The 18326-nt window shown below is 36.3% G+C and carries 13 protein-coding genes; 6 read left to right on the top strand and 7 right to left on the bottom strand.

What is annotated here, in order from left to right; translation table 11 throughout:
• Window positions 1-21 precede the first annotated feature (21 nt).
• Entirely contained in the window at window positions 22-1992 is a 1971-nt protein-coding gene (locus HO345_RS11110; RefSeq protein ID WP_253682956.1) for an alpha/beta hydrolase family protein, read from the top strand.
• On the opposite strand, the gene HO345_RS11105 is transcribed toward HO345_RS11110, so the two are convergent.
• Window positions 1982-3268: a site-specific DNA-methyltransferase gene (locus HO345_RS11105; RefSeq protein ID WP_253682955.1), complete on the bottom strand. Its 1287-nt coding sequence runs from the start codon at window positions 3266-3268 to the stop codon at window positions 1982-1984. The two genes, HO345_RS11110 and HO345_RS11105, sit on opposite strands and share 11 nt — an antisense overlap.
• Before the next feature lie 133 nt (window positions 3269-3401).
• Here HO345_RS11105 and HO345_RS11100 point away from each other — a divergent pair, with 133 nt between their 5' ends.
• A complete protein-coding gene (locus HO345_RS11100) occupies window positions 3402-4121 on the top strand; it encodes a DUF3298 and DUF4163 domain-containing protein (RefSeq protein WP_253682954.1) in 720 nt (239 codons plus the stop codon).
• Window positions 4122-4222: 101 nt separating this feature from the next.
• Here the strand turns inward: HO345_RS11100 and HO345_RS11095 are convergent, their stop codons facing one another.
• The 4 genes from HO345_RS11095 to murB all read right to left on the bottom strand — a co-directional run bounded on the left by HO345_RS11095 (window position 4223) and on the right by murB (window position 10907).
• Complete coding sequence (locus tag HO345_RS11095) at window positions 4223-7876, bottom strand: ATP-dependent DNA helicase (protein ID WP_253682953.1); 3654 nt, start codon at window positions 7874-7876, stop codon at window positions 4223-4225.
• Between the two features lie 124 nt (window positions 7877-8000).
• Window positions 8001-9335 (bottom strand): H2O-forming NADH oxidase, encoded by a 1335-nt coding sequence (nox, locus tag HO345_RS11090; RefSeq protein WP_253682952.1) that lies wholly within the window; start codon window positions 9333-9335, stop codon window positions 8001-8003.
• A gap of 286 nt (window positions 9336-9621) precedes the next feature.
• A complete protein-coding gene (locus HO345_RS11085; RefSeq protein WP_253682951.1) occupies window positions 9622-9765 on the bottom strand; it encodes a hypothetical protein in 144 nt (47 codons plus the stop codon).
• Window positions 9766-9935: 170 nt separating this feature from the next.
• Window positions 9936-10907, bottom strand: coding sequence for a UDP-N-acetylmuramate dehydrogenase (gene murB / locus HO345_RS11080; protein WP_253682950.1), 972 nt, complete (start codon window positions 10905-10907; stop codon window positions 9936-9938).
• Window positions 10908-10958: 51 nt separating this feature from the next.
• Here murB and HO345_RS11075 point away from each other — a divergent pair, with 51 nt between their 5' ends.
• From HO345_RS11075 to HO345_RS11060, 4 genes are read left to right on the top strand one after another with little or no spacing between them, the layout of a single operon-like run.
• Window positions 10959-12437 (top strand): cysteine--tRNA ligase, encoded by a 1479-nt coding sequence (locus tag HO345_RS11075; protein ID WP_253682949.1) that lies wholly within the window; start codon window positions 10959-10961, stop codon window positions 12435-12437.
• 44 nt (window positions 12438-12481) lie between these two features.
• The gene (locus HO345_RS11070; protein WP_253682948.1) at window positions 12482-13024 is read left to right on the top strand and encodes an RNA polymerase sigma factor; all 543 of its coding nucleotides are present in this window, start codon (window positions 12482-12484) and stop codon (window positions 13022-13024) included.
• The gene (locus tag HO345_RS11065) at window positions 13005-13670 is read left to right on the top strand and encodes an anti-sigma factor family protein (protein WP_253682947.1); all 666 of its coding nucleotides are present in this window, start codon (window positions 13005-13007) and stop codon (window positions 13668-13670) included. The genes HO345_RS11070 and HO345_RS11065 overlap by 20 nt, the downstream gene beginning before the upstream one ends.
• Window positions 13660-15339 (top strand): transglutaminase domain-containing protein, encoded by a 1680-nt coding sequence (locus tag HO345_RS11060; protein WP_253682946.1) that lies wholly within the window; start codon window positions 13660-13662, stop codon window positions 15337-15339. Before HO345_RS11065 ends, HO345_RS11060 begins: the two co-directional genes overlap by 11 nt.
• Window positions 15340-15371: 32 nt before the next feature.
• Here the strand turns inward: HO345_RS11060 and HO345_RS11055 are convergent, their stop codons facing one another.
• Both HO345_RS11055 and trkA read right to left on the bottom strand, forming a co-directional pair.
• A complete protein-coding gene (locus HO345_RS11055) occupies window positions 15372-16814 on the bottom strand; it encodes a TrkH family potassium uptake protein (protein ID WP_253682945.1) in 1443 nt (480 codons plus the stop codon).
• A gap of 7 nt (window positions 16815-16821) precedes the next feature.
• A complete protein-coding gene (trkA, locus tag HO345_RS11050) occupies window positions 16822-18222 on the bottom strand; it encodes a Trk system potassium transporter TrkA (protein ID WP_253682944.1) in 1401 nt (466 codons plus the stop codon).
• Window positions 18223-18326 lie beyond the last annotated feature (104 nt).

The raw sequence follows: 18326 nt of genomic DNA, 5'->3' as shown, positions 1-18326 counted from the left end.
AATTCTTAAAGGAGAACTTTTATGAAGACAATAAAGTTGGATGATTTTAAAAATTACGAATTTTTAAGTAACCTTAAATTTTCGGAAGACGGAAGATATGCGGCCTATATTTGTGCCCATGCCGATCTAACCGAAAACGATTATAACAAGGCTCTTTTTCTTTTGGACATGGAAACAAAAAAGACAAAGCAGCTTACGGGCGAGGATGTAAATTCTTTTTACGGCTTTGACGGCGACCGCCTTCTTTTTTCTGCAAGAAGAACAAAAAAAGAAAAGGAAGAAAAAGAGAAAACCTTTGTTTATTCTATTCCCGTTTCGGGCGGTGAAGCCTTGCTTGCTTACACCTTCCCCCATCCCGTTTTAAAAATGGAATTTGCCGATAAGAAGACGGCTGTTGTTTTACACTCATGGAAGGATGACCCGTTTAAAAAGCTGCCTAAAGAAAAGGCAGAAGAAGCAAAAAAAGATGAGGCCGATTATGAAACTTTTGAAGAGATTCCGTTTTGGAGCAACGGGGGCGGCTTTACCTCGCGCAAGAGAAACCGTCTCTTTGTTTATAATCTTTCAAACATGAAGGGTACGGCTCTAACCGATGAGTTTACTCAGGTTGACGGTTTTGATTTTGATAAAAAGACCCAAGAGATTTTATTTACAAAATCAACTTATACCGATAAGATGCCCATCTATAATGAGCTGATGCTCATGCCCTTAAAAACAAAAAAGGCAAAGCTCTTAAATGGCGGTCAAGATTTTATGTACGCCGATGCCAAATTTTTCAAAGATAAAATTCTTTATACGGGTGCCGACGGGAAAAAATACGGCGTAAACCAAGATGCCGATATTTATCTTATTCCCAAAACCGGAACAGGAGCGAAGATGATTTCGCCCAAGGATTACGACAAGAGCTTGTGGAATTCCGTGGGTTCCGATTCAAGGTACGGAGGCGGTGCTAACTCCCATGTCAAGGACGGAAAATATTATTTTATTACAACCGAGGATGATTCTTCCTTTTTAAATGTCATTGACGAAAAAGGAGAATTAAAACAGCTTATTACCGAAAAAGGTTCTGTAGACTGCTTTGCCGTTCATGAAGAAAAAATTCTTTTTATCGGTTTTAGAAAACAGGAATTACAAGAGGTTTATCTTTTTGAAGATAAAAAAGAAACCTGCCTAACAAAGCATAATACTTATGCTGCAAAATTACAAAAGATTGTGCCGGAAGAATTCGAGTTTACAAATGACGGGGTTAAACTCCACGGCTTTGTTTTAAAGCCCTTAAACTACAAGACCGGAAAAAAATATCCCGGAATCTTGACAATTCACGGCGGGCCTAAGACCGCTTACGGTTCAATCTTTTACCACGAGATGCAGTTTTTAGCCCAGTCCGGTTACTTTGTGTTTTATACGAATCCCCGCGGTGCCGACGGAATGGGCCGAGCCTTTGCCGATATTCGGGGCAAGTACGGAACAATCGACTACTCCGATTTAATGAAGCTTACGGATGAGGTTCTAAAAAAGTATAAGGATATCGACAAGGAAAGGGTAGGCGTTATGGGCGGCTCTTACGGCGGCTTTATGACCAACTGGATAATCGGCCACACGAACCGATTTGCTGCAGCCTGTTCTCAGCGTTCAATTTCAAACTGGATTTCCAAATTCGGAATTACCGATATAGGTTATTATTTTAATTCCGACCAAAACGGAGGAGTTACTCCTTGGAAGGGTGTAGAAAAAATGTGGGATCATAGCCCGCTCAAGTATGCCGATAAGTGCAAAACTCCGACCCTTTTTATTCAATCGGATGAGGACTACCGCTGCTTTGAGGCCTGTGCCTTCCAAATGTTTACGGCTCTAAAATATCACGGCTGCGAAGCAAAGCTTGTTTTGTTCCATGGTGAAAATCATGACCTATCCCGAACGGGAAAGCCCAAGCACCGAATCCGCCGCTTAACCGAGATATTTAACTGGTTTGAAAAGTATCTTAAAAAATAAGGTCTTGCTCTCCGCTTAATTCCAAATACTTAAACCCGAAAGTTTTTTGAGTAAATCTTTTTTGGATTAAGGCGGAGGCTCTTATAATTCTTTCCCTGCCCAGCTCGGCTATTGTTTTAAAGCCGGCCTTGAGGGCAGGGGAATCCTCGGGGCAAGGCTCGCCCCTTTGTACCAAAATAAATTTTCGGTTTTCGTTAAGCTCTGCGTTTAGGTCCATCACGGCATGGGCCGTTGATGCCGAACCCGAAAAAAAATCTAAAACAATCGCATCCTCCGAATTCGGAACCAGCTTAAAAAGATATTTTAAAAGAGAAACCGGTTTTGCATAATCAAAAATCTTTGCTCCGAATAAGACTTTTTGTTCATATACACTTTGTATATTTGTTTTAACATATTCTGCAGGAAGGAGCGATTTCGGAACCGTTTCTTCCTTTTTTTCAAGGTAGGTTTTTACATAGATAGTCCATTTTGTAGGCCGCCCATTTATATCGGTAAAAACGGATTTGTCCGATTTTTTAAATTCTATTAGATTTTTTTCTAAAAGATTAAAAAAACTTTTTTCGACAAAGCGGTAAATGTAGCCTGCCTTAGGAATGATAAAATTCCCGTCAGGCGTTTTTATAGGATATTTTTGCCTTTTTGCATCCGTTTTATTTTTCCATGCAAATTGCTGGTATCTAAAAAATCTTCCGTCAGCATCCCTGTATTTATACATTTTCTTTGCCTTTTTCGGTATCGGGGCTGTCATGGACTTAACCTTAGTTTTATCCTTGGCATATAAGATGATGTACTCATGCGATGTGTTGATATGCTTTTTACGTAAGCCTCCGCCGGTCGAGTTATTCCATACGAGGGTAGAAATAAAATTTTCCGTACCGAAGATTTCATCAAGGATTATTCTTAAATAAGGGCAGGCCTTATCGTCAATGCTTATAAAAATAAGACCGTCATCAGTTAATAAGTTTTTTGCAAGGCTCAATCTTACATAAAGATAATTCATCCATTCTGTCTTACTTTGAAAATTATCGGCATAAGTAAATTTTTTCCCCGTATTGTACGGAGGATCAATGTATATTATTTTAATTTTATCTTTATAATCTTTTTGTAAAAAAAGAAGGGCATAGAGATTGTCGGATTCAATGTATAAATTTTTTGTATCTTCAGAATTAAAACTTTTTACTTTGTTTTCCGTAAAAGAAAATTTATTTTGATTTTTTAATAAAAGGTTCAGTTCGGAAAGAGCCTTATCCTTTTCTTCCCATGTGAAAACGCCCATATTCTGCCCTGAAAATGACTATATAATAAAAAAGGCTTTTATTCAATAATGTGTTAAAAAAAGGTAAGCCCCTCTTTACATTTTTTCTATATATTATACAATGTTCAAAAATATTTTTATATGGAGAAATATTATGAAATCAAAAATTATGGTTCTTTTTTGCTTTGTTCTTTTTGTATTTTCGCTTAATGCTTCAGGTGCTGCAGAAACCTCTTCTTATGATGCAATAGGGGGCGCTACAGAAGGCAATTCGAAGGCCGGGATTGAACAAGCTGCCGTTCATTGTGAGTTAGAAATAGATTTCCCGATTTTTGAAGATGTTCCGGCTTTAAATGCTATCGTGTCAAAAACGGTAAAAGGCAAGGTTACCGCATTTTGGAATAATTATTATTCCGTTTCTCCCGATGATATGGCAAAATCGTCCACTCCTCAAAATTTTGAGCTGATTATCGGTTATGATGATATTGTACGGGATGGAAATTATATAAGTTTTGTTTTATCGGTCTATGAATATATGGGAGGTGCTCACGGCCTTACATCGTTGGTTCCTATAAACTATGATATAAAAACAAAAAAACTTGTATCCTTATCTGATGTTGTACGCCCTGCTTCAAAAAACTGGCTTGTCAAGTTATCGAATGAGGCAAGAAAAATACTAATGGACAAGGTTAAGAAAGGGGATTTATCATCCGATGAGTCGATGATAAAAGAAGGAACTGAGCCTAAAGTTGAAAATTTTAAAGTTTTTAAAATCGAAAACGGAAAAATCAAAATTATTTTTGAGCAATATCAGGTTGCTCCATATTCAGAAGGATTGCCTGAAATTATAATTCCGATAGATTTTTTTAGATAACACCCGCTTAACTACCGCTTAACCTGCAACAAGACTTGTCCTTGTTGTCAGAGTTGAAGCGGGTGTTATAAGTTTTTGAATTTTTGTAAATTAATATCACATTATAGTCTTTTGTCTATGATTTCTTGAATAATAACTGAAATCTTTTCGCTATCAATACCACCATTTTCTTGGTCTTCTGTAGTTTTCAAGATAATATTTTCAACACTTAGATAATCTTTCTTTTTCTTTTGCCATCGTTCTTTGTAATCTTTTCTATTAATGAGACCTAAATGCTCCCAGTAATATGTTTTACCATTATGGAATATGACAAAATCCGGTAAATACTTGTTACCATTAATTTCTATATAATTTCCATCATTTTCATAATGCCAATCAAGTCCTGCATTTTCTAATTCATTTGCTATTATTACCTCTGATTTAGAACGAACCATTACACCGGTTTTTGTTCTATGAATTTTGCCTTCTTCATACCATCCCTTATTTTCTATATTAATGAACTTTGGTGCCGTAAACAAATCGGTACACCGCCTAGCTAAATCTGAATGCTCATCCGAAGAAAATCGCAAGAGATTTCTAAATTCATCGTTATATAAAATTACAAGTCCATTTTGTTGACGAGTTATTGCTGTATACAGAAGTTCCCGAGATAACATTCTGTTGTTTCTGTTTAATACAAGAATAACATTGTTAAATTGACTTCCTTGTGCTTTATGAACGGTAATGGCATAAGCAAGTTCCAAATCCCCGTCTGCTTCATCACCATAATATTGCCAATGATACATTTGACCAGAATACTTTTTTCCATAATAAGTTACTCCAAGTTGAGTAGAAAATTCAACATTTGGATATTCCTTTCCTTTTGCACAACCAACTCTTATACCTATTTCACCGTTTGCTATATAATTAAAATTATTAGGAGGATATGCGTCAGAGTTTCCATTTTTGGTACAAATAACCTTATCCCCAACACCAATTTTTTGAAGACCAAATACTTCAGAATTGTAGTTGTTGAGTTCTTTATGTCCATAGTATTTTGTTGGGCGGTATTTTTCGTGGATTGTTTCATTAATACTATAAATCCCATCAGGAGAGTTTTTTACAGGAGTTAGGATTTGCCAAGCTTCAGCCTTCGAACCAGAGCCACCGTTTATATCTATACCAAAAATTCCTCCCGCATTAAAATTTGTGTATTTTCCATTAATAACAGCCCCTAAACTTATGTCAAAATTTTTAATGTCATCTTTGTCTTTCATTCCAGTAACTTTTACAATTTCATCAATAATGGCATCATTTAGTTCTTCATCTTCGTATTTTCTAAAACGAATACCTGTTGTACTGTTTTCTTTTTTTTCTATGGAATCCAAAATACTTTCATCTGGATTGCTATTACTTTTAAACCAAGAAGCAAAATCATTAGTTTCTGAAATATTACTTCGCATGGTCTGAGAAAGTTTAGCGATATGGGAAGGATGTTCCTTTGTAAAATAGTCGACTAAATCAGAAAATGGTTTACCACAACCTATTGGGGGCAGCTGATTTGGATCGCCTACAAAGATAATTCTTTTTGCACATGATGAAGCCTTTAAAACAGCTGCAAACATTTCGGTTGTAAGCATTGAACTTTCATCTATAATTACTGTACTATCGGATAGTTCCATTTTTGAAGTTTTTGGAAGCAGATATCGTCCTGTATCCCAGTTATAACTTTTATCTGCAATTAAAAATCCAGCAATGGTTTTTGATTCATATTGTTTACCGGTCGCGTCCCACATTCTAACTCTAGCTTTACCTGTAGGTGCAAGTAATAATACTTTTGTACTTATTTCTGAGTGTGCACACAAAGCAGAAAGTACTGTTGTTTTACCGGTTCCTGCACCTCCAATTAAAACAGAAATTCTATTCTGGGCAAGCTTTGTTAATGACTCTAGTTTTTCTTTTTCTGCCAATTTGCCTTTTTCAGTATCATTACCTTCAAAGTTTGAGATTTTCTTCTTTAGAATATTCTTAAAGCAATCTATATCTAAATTTATTTTTTCAGACTTTACTCTTTCTTCTATCTCCTCACGAGCAACTTCATCAAACTGTTCTATACTCTTTAATTTTAAATAAGTTGTTCCTTCAATTTCTTTGATGATTATTTTTTCTTTTAAAAAATCTTCAAAGAGCTCTATACTGTCACTATCAAAATGCAAATCTTGTATCAAGTTTCTTGTATTTATTAACTCAACTAAACGTGTAACCGGCAATGTCGTATGACCATAGTTTTGTGCTTGCTCATCAAGTTCACGTATTAAAAAAGCCCTAAGTCTTTCTTTAGAATCTGCCTCAATTATAACTAAATCATTATCGTTTTTTTGTTTTTTTAAATTAAAAAACATTCCGTTATCAAGAATTGTTAATGGAATCTGTAAATCAAATTCGTTTTGCAAAGAGTTCTCAAATAATAAATATGGATTAACTATGTAATCACCATATTTTGCTTCATTTTGTAAAATATCTTTGAATTGTTTCTCGGTACAAATAAAACGAGAAAGATTTTTAATTATTTTAAGTTTTTCCTCTATGAATTTTTTTGCTTTAGCCTTTTGTGTTGCGGAAAAATCACCATTGTAATTAACAATTGCCTTATTTAATTTATCAACAGAATCTTGAGTTCCGTCAAATAGAATGTTTTTGATAATATCAATAGCAATATTTTTATTTTCATCATCAACTTTAGTCGTAAACTTTTCCGAGGAAAGAAGCAGCGTTCCTAAAGCCGGATATATCCCTCGTTCATTTTGTAAGCGTTCAATTTGTGTATCTATCCAATTAGAAATTTTATTATAATTAAAAATAATGGCAGGAATGTCTTTTGAAATTTCTTTATAACATTTTTTAGATTGTTTTAAAATACTGATTAATGCATCGTATGATATTAATTCTGACCCGTTACTAAATTGGTCACGATAATCGTCATCTGCAAATATAATATATTTGTCAATGTTAGGCTGGCTGTTTGATTGCCAATAATCATACAATTCCTTATAAGGAAATACAAAACCATTGTTAACAATATCATGTTCAATGATTTCGTCCCATAAATAAGGCGTAATCTTCTTTGTAACATCAGATGAATTATAAACTTGTATATCGTGTACGCTTTTTACAAATCCAATACCCAAAACAACACGACGGCTATCTTCTGTAAAAGGAACATTCTTTAAATAAGGTACAATCAAAGAGTTATTATTAAGACCGTCATAGTAATATTCCAGTACAGCTTTTTGATTTTGCGGTTCATTTATCCAAATTTTATTTATTGGATAATTACTAGAACTTTTATGGGAAAGTTTATACTCTTCCTCACGCTTTTTACTGTAATTAATAATAATAGAAGCAGGTGAATCTTCTGTTCTAAGCCATCGGTAAGGACGAGAAATTAAAGAGTTTGGTGAAACATCAACTTTTGTAGGCTTAATATGTCCAAGACCTGAATATGATGAATATGGGTACACAGCCACAAAAGAAAAAGTATTTTCTGATAAAAATGCTGCGTTTTCTTTAATACAGGGAATCTTTTCTTTTTCTTCTTCAGTAAGTTCTATAAATTTTTTAGAAGCAAGGGGGCATTCAAAATCAGAATTTTTATTTTCTGCTATGTTTTTTAAGTACTTGCATGAAAAGTTATTTTGTGGATTATTGCATACTGTTCCTTTCCAACCGTTATCCTGCCACGGAACCCTTATTGTTATGTTTTTTGAATTCTGCATAGGTTACCTTTTACTCAATTTTATATAAGCACCCCTGAGGGGCTTCCTCTAACACGTATTATACGGCTTTTAAAAAAAGATAAAAGCCGTACAAATTGATATTTTTTTCTTAAAAATCTAAAACCTATTTTGCTCCCAAGGCAGCCATAGTTATGTAATTATACGGCTTATTAAAGTGGGGCAAAAAGAAGATGTCTAAAAGTTTAAGCTTATCGATTGTAAGTTTTTCTTGGATTGCGAGGGAGAACATGTGAATTCCCATAGACATATCATAGGTTGAAGCCATTTGAGCACCGATTATAATCCTCGTTTTTTTGTTATACACAATTCTTAATTTTACCGGAGGATTATTGTGTTCCATAAATTCGGGACGCTGCAAATCTTCAAAGTCGGTAAACTCAACATCAAGCCCCAGCTTTTTTGCACGCTCTACAGTAATGCCGCTCGATACCATCTTCAAGTCATAGATATTGATTCCGTTGGAACCTTGAACGCCTATTCCTTCTAAGGGAACTCCTGCTGCATTATGGGCGGCTATAATTCCGCTTCTTACTGCATTTGTTGCAAGGGCAATATAGGATTTTTCTCCTAAAGAGTTATCAAAAACAGTTGCACAGTCTCCTATTGCGTAAACATCTTTTATGCTTGTTTCTTGTTTTAGGTTGACCGAATAGGCTCCGTTTTTAAAGGTTTCAAGTTTATCTTTTCCAAGGTCGGTATTGGGCCTAAAACCGATGCAAACCACTACCATGTCGGCAGGATATTCTCCTTTGTCCGTAACAACGGCTTCTACCTTTGTTGTTCCTTTGATTTCTTGGACGAGCTGATTATATGCAAGTTTGATTCCGTGATCGCTTAAATTTTTATCCATTAAATCGGTAAAAGGTTTATCATAATAGTTTGAAAGACTTGACGGCATCGCATCAATGAGCACGACTTCCTTATTATGCCTTTTAAAAGCTTCGGCAAGTTCGACACCGATGTATCCGGCTCCTACGACTGCAATTTTTTTAATATCAGGATTTTTTAGCTTGTCGATAACTTCTTGAGCATTTTGAAAAATCTTTACCTGCTGAACATTTTCCAAGTCCATGCCCTTAATCTTCGGCATTATAGGAATTGAACCTGTTGCAAGGATTAATTTATCGTAGGATTCTTCGATAGGCTGTGAACCCTTTACCGTTCCGTACACGATTTTTTTATCGAAATCTATGCGTGTAATATCGGCTTCCATTGTAACCTTAGCGCCCTTTGCTTCCAGTTTTTCCTTATTGGAATAAAAAAGCCCTTCGGAACCCCTGATTTGATTTCCTATCCAGAGGGCCATTCCGCAGCCTAAGAAGCTGATATTGGTATTTCTGTCAAAGACAACTACTTCATTTTCTTTTGAAAGGTCGGTTAAAAAATTAATGGCCGATGTTCCGGCGTGATTTGCTCCTACTACTACAATTTTGCTCATATTTAGCTCCTTCGCTGCCTTAAAACGCAGCTCTTATATTCTACATATAAATTCTTATTTAGTATAGGGTGTAAGTTGTATTGTGTAAGATGATAATTTATTTTATTATATATACGAAAAAAAAGGTGGGAATCCACCTAAATTTTTCGCGTTGGGAGGCCGGTATGATAAGATGAGATTATTATCTAAAACGGCTTATATGTAAAAAAGACCCGCAACAGCGGGTCTTTAGTTTTATGGATAAATCTTTACCTAAAGATTTTATGGCCTCAAAATGTTTACAAAATTAGATTGTAAAGTAATTGATTCCTACATAAGCTTTCCAAACAAGGGGCTGCTCTTGAATTTTTTCCTGCGGTATTAATATTTCAGATCTTTGAGGGTTTCCGCTTTTTCTGTTTGACTTAATAAATCTTAATAATGTTTTCATTTTGTTCTCTCCTTAAAGATATTGGCAGTTTTATCTGCTCTTGATACATCTAATATACATTAAAAGAATAAATAAGTCAAGTGAATTTAAAAGAATTTTATGTATTTTTATGTAAAATTAAAGAAAAGCTTGCTATTTCTTACGGTTTGTTACGATAATCTCTAAAAAATCTAAGTCCAGTCGCCTGCAAAAATAACTTCCGGTTCAAGTAAAAAGCCTGTCTTCTCTTTAACTGTTGATTGAACCTTTTCTATTAAAGTTTTTACGTCTGAAGCCGAAGCATTATGCTTATTAATTATAAAATTACCGTGCCAAGGTGCGACCTGTGCCCCTCCTTCGCAGAGACCTTTTAATCCTGCATCCTCTATCAGCTTGCCGCTGGGCTGCCCGAATGTCCTGTTATTTTTAAATGTACTTCCTGCAGAAGGCGCCTTAAAATGCCCCTTTGAAATTCTATCTTGAACTTTTTCCGCGGTTTTTGCAGTAATTTCTTCTTTTATTCCATGGCTTAAGGTAAATACGGCAGAAAGCACTATCTTTCTATTTTTTGTAATCTCTGTACTTACCGGACTTTGTTGAAAGGGCGAAACCTTATAATCCCAATCGGAAGGATTGTATTCATATTCTGCAAATTCCGTTTTTTCATCATCGGCTAAGATATATTTTATCGATTTTAATCTATCCGAGACTGAAACATCATAGCAGCGTGCATTCATAAATACGGCTCCCCCGACGCTTCCCGGAAGGCCGCCGAAACATTCCAGACCTGAAAGAGAATTTTCAACAGCCCATTTTGTAAGATTATCGGTTAGGACTCCCGCTCCGGCTCTTATAAAAACTTTTTCCGCAGATTCGCCTATAATTTCTATCTTGTTTAAGTTTTTTAGGCTTATTAAAACGCCTCTAAACCCCTTATCGGAGACAAGAATGTTTGTCCCGCCGCCTATTAATGATGCAGAAATCTTATTTTTGCTTAAAAAAATTAAGGCCTTTTTTAAATGCTCCTCATCTTTAGGACAAAAAAGAGCTTCTGTAGGGCCTCCGATTTTGTATGCTGTAAGAGGCTTTAGAGGCTTATCGAATTCTATAGTTCCCTCTTGAAATAAAGGGGTATTATGAAGTATACTAAATAAATTATTCATTTGATTTTAGTATATACTATTATGTATTAGGTAACAAGATAGGGGAGACGTATGAGCTTAAAATTACACAATACCTTAGGTAATAAGAAAGAAGAATTTATTCCCATTCATGAAGGCAAGGCAGGTGTTTACGGCTGCGGGCCTACAGTATATGATTATGCACATATAGGGAACTTACGCACCTACGTTTTCCAAGATATTCTTGTTAAGACTTTAAGATTTTTAGGTTATGATGTTACCCATGTTATGAATATAACCGATGTCGGGCATCTGACCGATGACGAAGATTCGGGCGAAGATAAGATGGTAAAGTCTGCAGAAGAACGCGGAAAATCGGTGCTTGAAATTGCAGAATTTTATACAAAGGCCTTTTTTAACGATACTGAAAGGCTGAATATCGAAAGGCCCGGTATTGTCTGCAAGGCTACAGAGCACATAAACGAAATGATAGAGCTTATAAAAAGAATAGAAGCAAACGGGCACACCTACATGGCGGGCGGAAACCTTTACTATGATATTTCTACATTTCCTAAATACGGAGAATTGGCAAATATAAACCTTGAAGACCTTAAGGCCGGAGCCCGTATCGAAATAGATAAAAATAAACGCAATCCTCATGACTTTGTTCTTTGGTTTACAAAGAGCAAGTTTGAAAATCAGGCCCTTATCTGGGATTCGCCTTGGGGACGAGGCTATCCCGGCTGGCATATCGAGTGCTCTGCCATGAGTATGAAGTATCTTGGAGAACAAATCGATATTCACAAGGGCGGTATAGATCATATAAGGGTACATCATACCAATGAAATAGCCCAATCCGAAGGAGCAACGGGTAAAAAATGGGTAAATTATTGGCTTCATAACGAATTCCTGGTTATGAATAAGGGCAAGATGTCTAAGTCTTCCGGTTCTTTTATCATTTTGGAAGATGTTATCAATAAGGGTTTTTCAGCACTTGACTACCGTTTCTTGCTCTTGGGCGGACACTACCGAAGTCAGCTTACCTTTTCATGGGAAGCTATGGAAACGGCAAAAAACGGACGAAAAAACTTAAATAACAGAGTTGCAAAATGGTTGGATGGATTATCAGATGCTGAAATAAGGGAATATGTATCCTTAACGGGAAACCTTAACCTTAAAAGTGCAAAAGATATGATAAAAAATGAAAAAGCCTGCAGATACTTTGATAATTTTATTGCCGCTATGGAAGATGATTTATCTACGCCCAAGGCCTTATCGGAGTTGCAGCTTTTGATAAAAGAAAAAGACATTCCGCAAAAGAATGTTTTAACGGTTCTTGCCGCTATGGATTCGATTTTGGGCATCAAACTGATAGAAGAATCCTTTAATACGCTAAAGGATAAAGGTCCTATTGAAATTGATGAATCCGAAATTCTTAAATTAATAGAGGAAAGAGCTTCGGCAAAACTTGACAAAAATTATAAACTGGCTGATGAAATTCGGGATAAGCTAAAGGGTATGGGTATTATCCTTGAAGATCAGGCCGGTAAAACAATATGGAAAAAATTATAAATTGTATAAATTTTTTATAAAATTGTAACATTTTGGAGATAAGAGTGTTTAACGAGAAAGGTAGTTTGAGGGCGGCATCAGATGAAGACTTTAGGTCAATCTACGAGGCTCTCATGCCTGTTATTTATAAAGTAGCCTACAATATAGTCAGAGAAGGGGACATAGCCGAAGATATCTGCCATGATTCTCTGATAAAAATGACCGAAAAAAAGATGGAGTTTCCGTCTATAGATGATGCTAAATACTGGCTCATTAGGGTTACGAGGAATGCATCTCTTAATCATGTAAAAAGATGCAGCCGTGAGCGAAAGGCTTATGCTAAAGCGCTAAAGGAAGACACGCGCAAAGTCGATACTGGTGAAGAGATTGTATTGAAGCAAGAGTCTATAAATTCGGTTCAAGTTGCTCTTGAAAAATTGCCTAAAAATTTAAGGGCTGTTTTACAGCTTAAAGAATACGGCAGTTTGAATTACAAGGAGATAGGGAGCATTCTTGGAATAAGCGAAGGTAATGTGAAGGTTCGGGTTTTTAGAGCTCGAGAGCAATTAACAAAGTATATAGGAGAAAATGATGTCTACATGCCCTGATAAAGATTTATATTCAGTCTATGTTGATGGAGAATTAGAATCCCCATGGAAAGAAAAAATTGAAGCCCACTTGGTTTCTTGTGAAAAATGCAGGAGTGTGGTTGACTCATATAGAAAAATCAGTTTAAAATTATCTGAAAACTCCTTTTCTGTTCTGGACATTGATGCTTCTTTTCTTAAGCTCTATGCTAAAAGGCAGGATTGCTTAAAAAGAATGGAAATAAACAAGAACAAGCCTACAAGCTGGTTCTATAAATCGAATAAGATTCCTGTTCCGGCCTTAGCCGCTGCAGCCTTGTTTCTTTTTGTATTAACTCCTATTATTGTTTTGAGTACGCAAAAAACTTTAGCTCCATCCGGAGCTGTTGCAGCTATTGAATTTAAATCCGTTGATTCTGTAGTTAATGATTTAAAACCGATAAATAAATTCAAGTTAAATGTTTCAAATGTTTTGGGTGTAAATAAAAATTCGTTGAGTTTTGAAGATAAAAATAAGGAAATAAATTTAAGTCAATATGTAAATTTATACTTGCCTCCCTCAAATAACACAGAATTTGATATATTAAAGCAAGAAATAAAGCCTCAAGTTTTATTTCTTAACACTCAAAATGCAATAACCCGTACCTCTGAAAACAATGGGAAATAGATTTACTTATTTATTTAGAAAATATTTTATCTTTAGGTTTTTTATATTCCTTCTTCTTTTCTGCGGTCTTGCAGCTTTTATTTTGTACTTAACATCCTTGACTGCTAAATATCCGTTGATCACCGAAATTAGTCCCCCGATTGCCAAAGCCGGTGATGAAATTGTAATAACCGGAGAGTATTTCAGGAATGAAGTAGACTCCTCATGGATTGAAATCGGAGATGCAATCATTCAAGCGGAAAATTGTACTGTCTGGACCGATAAAAAAATTGTTTTTAAATATCCCGAATATCAAAATGGAGGCATAGTATATGTTGTTGTACAAAATAAAAAATCTTTACCTTCATTTATGGCTTCAGTTGCATCAATGCCTGTAATAAAAGATAAGGCGCACTCAGGAGGTATTCCTTCAATAATTGCTTTGGATAAAGATTTTGCTGAAGTAGGAAGTATTATAAAAATTTCAGGCGAAAATTTTGGGAAGACAAGGGGAAACTCTCAAGTTTTATTTGTATCCGATTTTAATTCTTCAATGATTGAACAAGTTGAAAAAAAAGAAGAGATAGAGGCCGCCCGTTGTTCGGACTATGATTACGATTTTGTGCTTTGGTCAAATCAGGAGCTTCATGTAAGGGTTCCGGATGGAGCGGATTCCGGAATGCTTTTGGTTGTAACGTCTTCCGGAGCAAGCAACTCTGTTCCCTTTAGAGTGAAAAACAAGATAGGTACAAAGACTTATTCAAACAAAAAGAATTTTGCAATTGCTGCTGAAGTTGATATTTCGAATATAGAGGCCGTAGAAAAAAATTCTCTTTTTATAAAGGTTCCGCTTCCGATTCAATCTTATTCGCAGAGGGATGTTAAGGTTTTGTCTATTAATCCTTCTCCCTTTGTAGCCGATTATCAGGGAGCGGCCATCCATCAGTATGAAAATATAAATTCTTCTACAAAAATTCACATAAGACAAGAGTATGGCGTAAATACCTATGAGGTAAATACAAGGATTAATCCCATTAATGTAAGAGTGAACTCCCGTCAAAACAAGGCTATCTATGATAATTATGCTATTGCTACCGAGTTAATTCCGGCGAATGATCCTCTTATTCAAAAAACGGCAGCCGAAATTGTTCAAAATGAAAGTAACCCTTACAATAAGGCAAGACGCATATATAATTATTTATTAAAAAATGTCGAAATAATTCCGGCTTCAATATTGAATTCCGGGGCTTCGCCTGTAAATGCATTAAAAGAAAAAAAGGCCGATACCTACGATATAGCTATTTTGTTTGCGGCTCTTGCAAGAGCTGCCGGTATACCCGCTCAGCCGATTGCCGGAATCATTGCAGATGTTTCTCAAACAAGTTATCTTCACTGGTGGGCAGAGTTTTATCTGGAAGGCTTCGGATGGATACCTGTAGACCTCGGTTTAGCAAAGTCGGTTCCCATTGATATGGGTATTCCTCAAAGTGAAAGCTGGTACTTCGGTAATTTGGATGCTTTTAGGGTTGCGTTTTCCCGAGGTGAGAATATTCAGCCGCCTATGGCATCTAACAGCACAATGGTATCAAAAGAAAGAAGTTATGCCTTTTATAACGGTTGGGAAGAGTTTTCGGGTCTTACAAAATATAATTCCGTTTGGAGAACTCCGAACATAATCGCTATTTACTAAAAAGAATATCCACAAATACTGCTGTCGTAAGTTTATCTTTTCCAGAAAGCAGGCATAAAATAAATTATCATTGTGTATAATTCCAATCGTCCTGCAAGCATTATAAAAGAAAAGAAAATCTTAACAGGGGATGAAAAAAATGCAAAGTTTCCGGCAGGGCCGACACTTCCAAAACCGGGGCCTATGTTTCCGATAAGAGCAAGGGAAGCCGTAAACCCGCTCAATAGATCAGCTCCGTCGGCAGCTGCAACCAAGGCTGTAATAAGGGTTAAGAGGAAGTAGCAAAACATAAAACCTGCAACGCTGTAAACTATATCCTTTCTTCCCGGGCGGTTATTAAGCTGAATACCGAAAACACCGTGGGGGCTTAAAAGCCGTTTTGCTTCCATTCCGGCTTGCTTTTGTAGAATCAGCCAGCGGATTACCTTGATGCTTCCTGCCGTTGAGCCTGAGCATCCCCCGACAAACATCAAGAAAAACAAGACCATTTTTGCGAATTCCGGCCATGCGTTATAGTCGGCCGTTGAAAAGCCTGTAGTCGTTATTACTGAGGCGACTTGGAAAAAGCTTTGTCTTAAACCTCCTCCGATTCCGTAAATTGGATAGATAGAAAGAGCAATTAAAACGGTTGATACAAATACTATTTTAAGATAGGCTTTAAGTTCCGAATTATGGAAAAATTCTTCCGGATGGCCGGTAAACAGATGAAAATAAAGACTGAAGTTTACACCTGCCAAAATCATAAAGACAGCACAAATAATTTCAACCGACGGAGAATTAAAGGCACCGACGCTTGCGTTTCTTGTTGAAAAACCTCCTGTGCCCAAAGAGGCGAATGTGTGGCAGAGAGCTTCGAGGAATGGAAGTCCTGCAATCATTAAGAGGATTATCTGCACTACAGTCATTCCAAGATATATAAACCAAAGAGCTTTTGCCGTATGGGTTATCTTCGCCGTTACCTTTCCCTTGTCGGGGCCTGTTGTTTCACTTTTGATGAGCTGAAAACCTCCTACTCCCAAAAGAGGAAAAAGGGCAACGGTGAGGGCTACGATTCCCATTCCTCCAAGCCAGTGCATCTGGGTACGCCATACATGCATTGTTATTGGGCAGGCTTCAACATTGGTAAGAATCGTTGCTCCCGTTGTTGTAAAACCGGATACGGATTCAAAGACTGCATCTGCAAAGTTGGGTATTACGCCTGAAATACATAATGGTATTGCTCCTAAAATACCCGCAGCTATCCATGCTGCTGCAACCAATATTATACCGCCCGAAACCGAAAGTCTGACTTTTTTGTTTCTTAAAAAAAAGAAAAAAACTGCTGCAACAGCAAAGACAAATGCTGTAGGAATTAAAAAAGACGGAATCAAATAAGTTTCGTTTTCATAAATGGCGGTTCCAATCGGGATGATGAAGCTTATGGAAATTATTGCAAGAATCATAAAAATAATTCGTACATATTGGAGTGCTTTCATTTAAAATCTAATTACCTCCGAACATTTTTATAATTTCGTCGCTTCGCGAAGATTTTACTATAAAGACAATTTTATATCCGGCCTTGACCTCCGTATCTCCGGTAGGAATCTGTTCTCCGTTTTCATCCGTAACAAGAAGAACAAGATAGACTCCATGCTGAGATATATCTTTTAGTTTTTGTCCGAGAACAGGGCTTTTTTCGGAGACTTGCAGTTCTATTATTTCAAGTTTACCGTCACCCATTGTATGAACACTTGTTACGTTTTCGCTTACAAGATGGCTCATTATAGAGTCTACGACTACATCTTTAAAAGAAACTGCGACATCGATACCGATCTTATATGCAACATTTTCAAGTACGGCGCTTTGAACTAGGGATATTGTTTTATAAACACCAAGGGTTTTTAAATATGCACAGGCAATCATATTAAATTCGTAGTTCGGTGTTGTGCATATTACCAAGTCGAATGAGTCAAGGCCTATTTCGTCTACAAAGGATTCGTCTGTAACATCAGCTTTATAGATAGAAGCTTCGGGGAATTCGGCAGCGACTTCCTTTGCTTTTTTATCATTTGTTTCGATAATAGAAATTTTCCATTTTTGATTTAGATTGATCGGCAAAAGTTTTGAAAGAAAAGATTTTCCTTTTGAATTTTTAAGCAGATATTCCGCAATGCTTTTTCCTATTCGGCCCATACCTACCAAGGCAATTTTTTTAAATTCTTGAGTTTCGAAGCCTGACAGTTCATAAAATCTTTTTATATGCTCCGGCTTTGTTAAAATTGAAACCCGTGTTCCTGCCGTTAAAATAGTGTCGCCTGACGGAATTTTATTTTTTCCGTTTTGCTCAACACTTACGACAATGAAGGGAATATCGACATATTTTCTGATATCAAAAACGGCAAGACCGTCCAGAGTGCTTTTTTCGCAAACATTAAAGCGGGAAAGTTCATAGCTTGAATTTTCAAAGGATAGAATATCGCTGACGGCTCCGTGTTCGATAGCTTGAATAACAGCGAGGGCAGCTTCTTCGTCAGGATAAACCAAAGCGTTTATACCCAGAGTTCTTTCTTCCGAAAAATTTAGAGCTTTTACATAGTCTTCATTACGGACTCTGGCGATTTTTATAACTTGGGGGGCAAGACTTTCTGCGATGCCGCAGATTATCATATTGAGCTCATCCGAGTCGGTTACTGCTATCATGGCTTCGGTTTTTTTTATGCCTGCATCCAAGAGGATTTGCGTATCGTTTCCTGCGGCCTGTACTACCATACAGTCTAGCCTGTTTGCTGCATGGCGGGCTGTTTCTTCATCTCTTTCTATTAAAACAACATCATGTTTTTTTCTTATAAGCCTTCGGGCTAATTCCGTTCCGGTAACACCGCCGCCAACTATAATTATTTTCATATTTTTATGATACTATAAATTTTGTTTTTTGAAAAGGGCATAAAAATTCTTAATTGAAGTATTCATAATTTAAGGAAAAATAAGCTCTTAATAATTTTTATATT

It is taken from the genome of Treponema denticola, from assembly GCF_024181645.1.
In the GTDB taxonomy this organism is placed as follows: domain Bacteria; phylum Spirochaetota; class Spirochaetia; order Treponematales; family Treponemataceae; genus Treponema_B; species Treponema_B denticola_A.
Note: the sequence above shows the minus strand (reverse complement) of the source record. Positions and strands in the feature narration are given on the sequence as shown.

What these genes read in the sequence shown, in the direction of transcription:
- HO345_RS11110 (WP_253682956.1), top strand. Translation starts at nt 22, where the DNA reads ATGAAGACAATAAAGTTGGATGATTTTAAAAATTACGAATTTTTAAGT.
- HO345_RS11105 (WP_253682955.1), bottom strand. Translation starts at nt 3,268, where the DNA reads ATGGGCGTTTTCACATGGGAAGAAAAGGATAAGGCTCTTTCCGAACTG.
- HO345_RS11100 (WP_253682954.1), top strand. Translation starts at nt 3,402, where the DNA reads ATGAAATCAAAAATTATGGTTCTTTTTTGCTTTGTTCTTTTTGTATTT.
- HO345_RS11095 (WP_253682953.1), bottom strand. Translation starts at nt 7,876, where the DNA reads ATGCAGAATTCAAAAAACATAACAATAAGGGTTCCGTGGCAGGATAAC.
- nox (WP_253682952.1), bottom strand. Translation starts at nt 9,335, where the DNA reads ATGAGCAAAATTGTAGTAGTAGGAGCAAATCACGCCGGAACATCGGCC.
- HO345_RS11085 (WP_253682951.1), bottom strand. Translation starts at nt 9,765, where the DNA reads ATGAAAACATTATTAAGATTTATTAAGTCAAACAGAAAAAGCGGAAAC.
- murB (WP_253682950.1), bottom strand. Translation starts at nt 10,907, where the DNA reads ATGAATAATTTATTTAGTATACTTCATAATACCCCTTTATTTCAAGAG.
- HO345_RS11075 (WP_253682949.1), top strand. Translation starts at nt 10,959, where the DNA reads ATGAGCTTAAAATTACACAATACCTTAGGTAATAAGAAAGAAGAATTT.
- HO345_RS11065 (WP_253682947.1), top strand. Translation starts at nt 13,005, where the DNA reads ATGATGTCTACATGCCCTGATAAAGATTTATATTCAGTCTATGTTGAT.
- HO345_RS11060 (WP_253682946.1), top strand. Translation starts at nt 13,660, where the DNA reads ATGGGAAATAGATTTACTTATTTATTTAGAAAATATTTTATCTTTAGG.
- HO345_RS11055 (WP_253682945.1), bottom strand. Translation starts at nt 16,814, where the DNA reads ATGAAAGCACTCCAATATGTACGAATTATTTTTATGATTCTTGCAATA.
- trkA (WP_253682944.1), bottom strand. Translation starts at nt 18,222, where the DNA reads ATGAAAATAATTATAGTTGGCGGCGGTGTTACCGGAACGGAATTAGCC.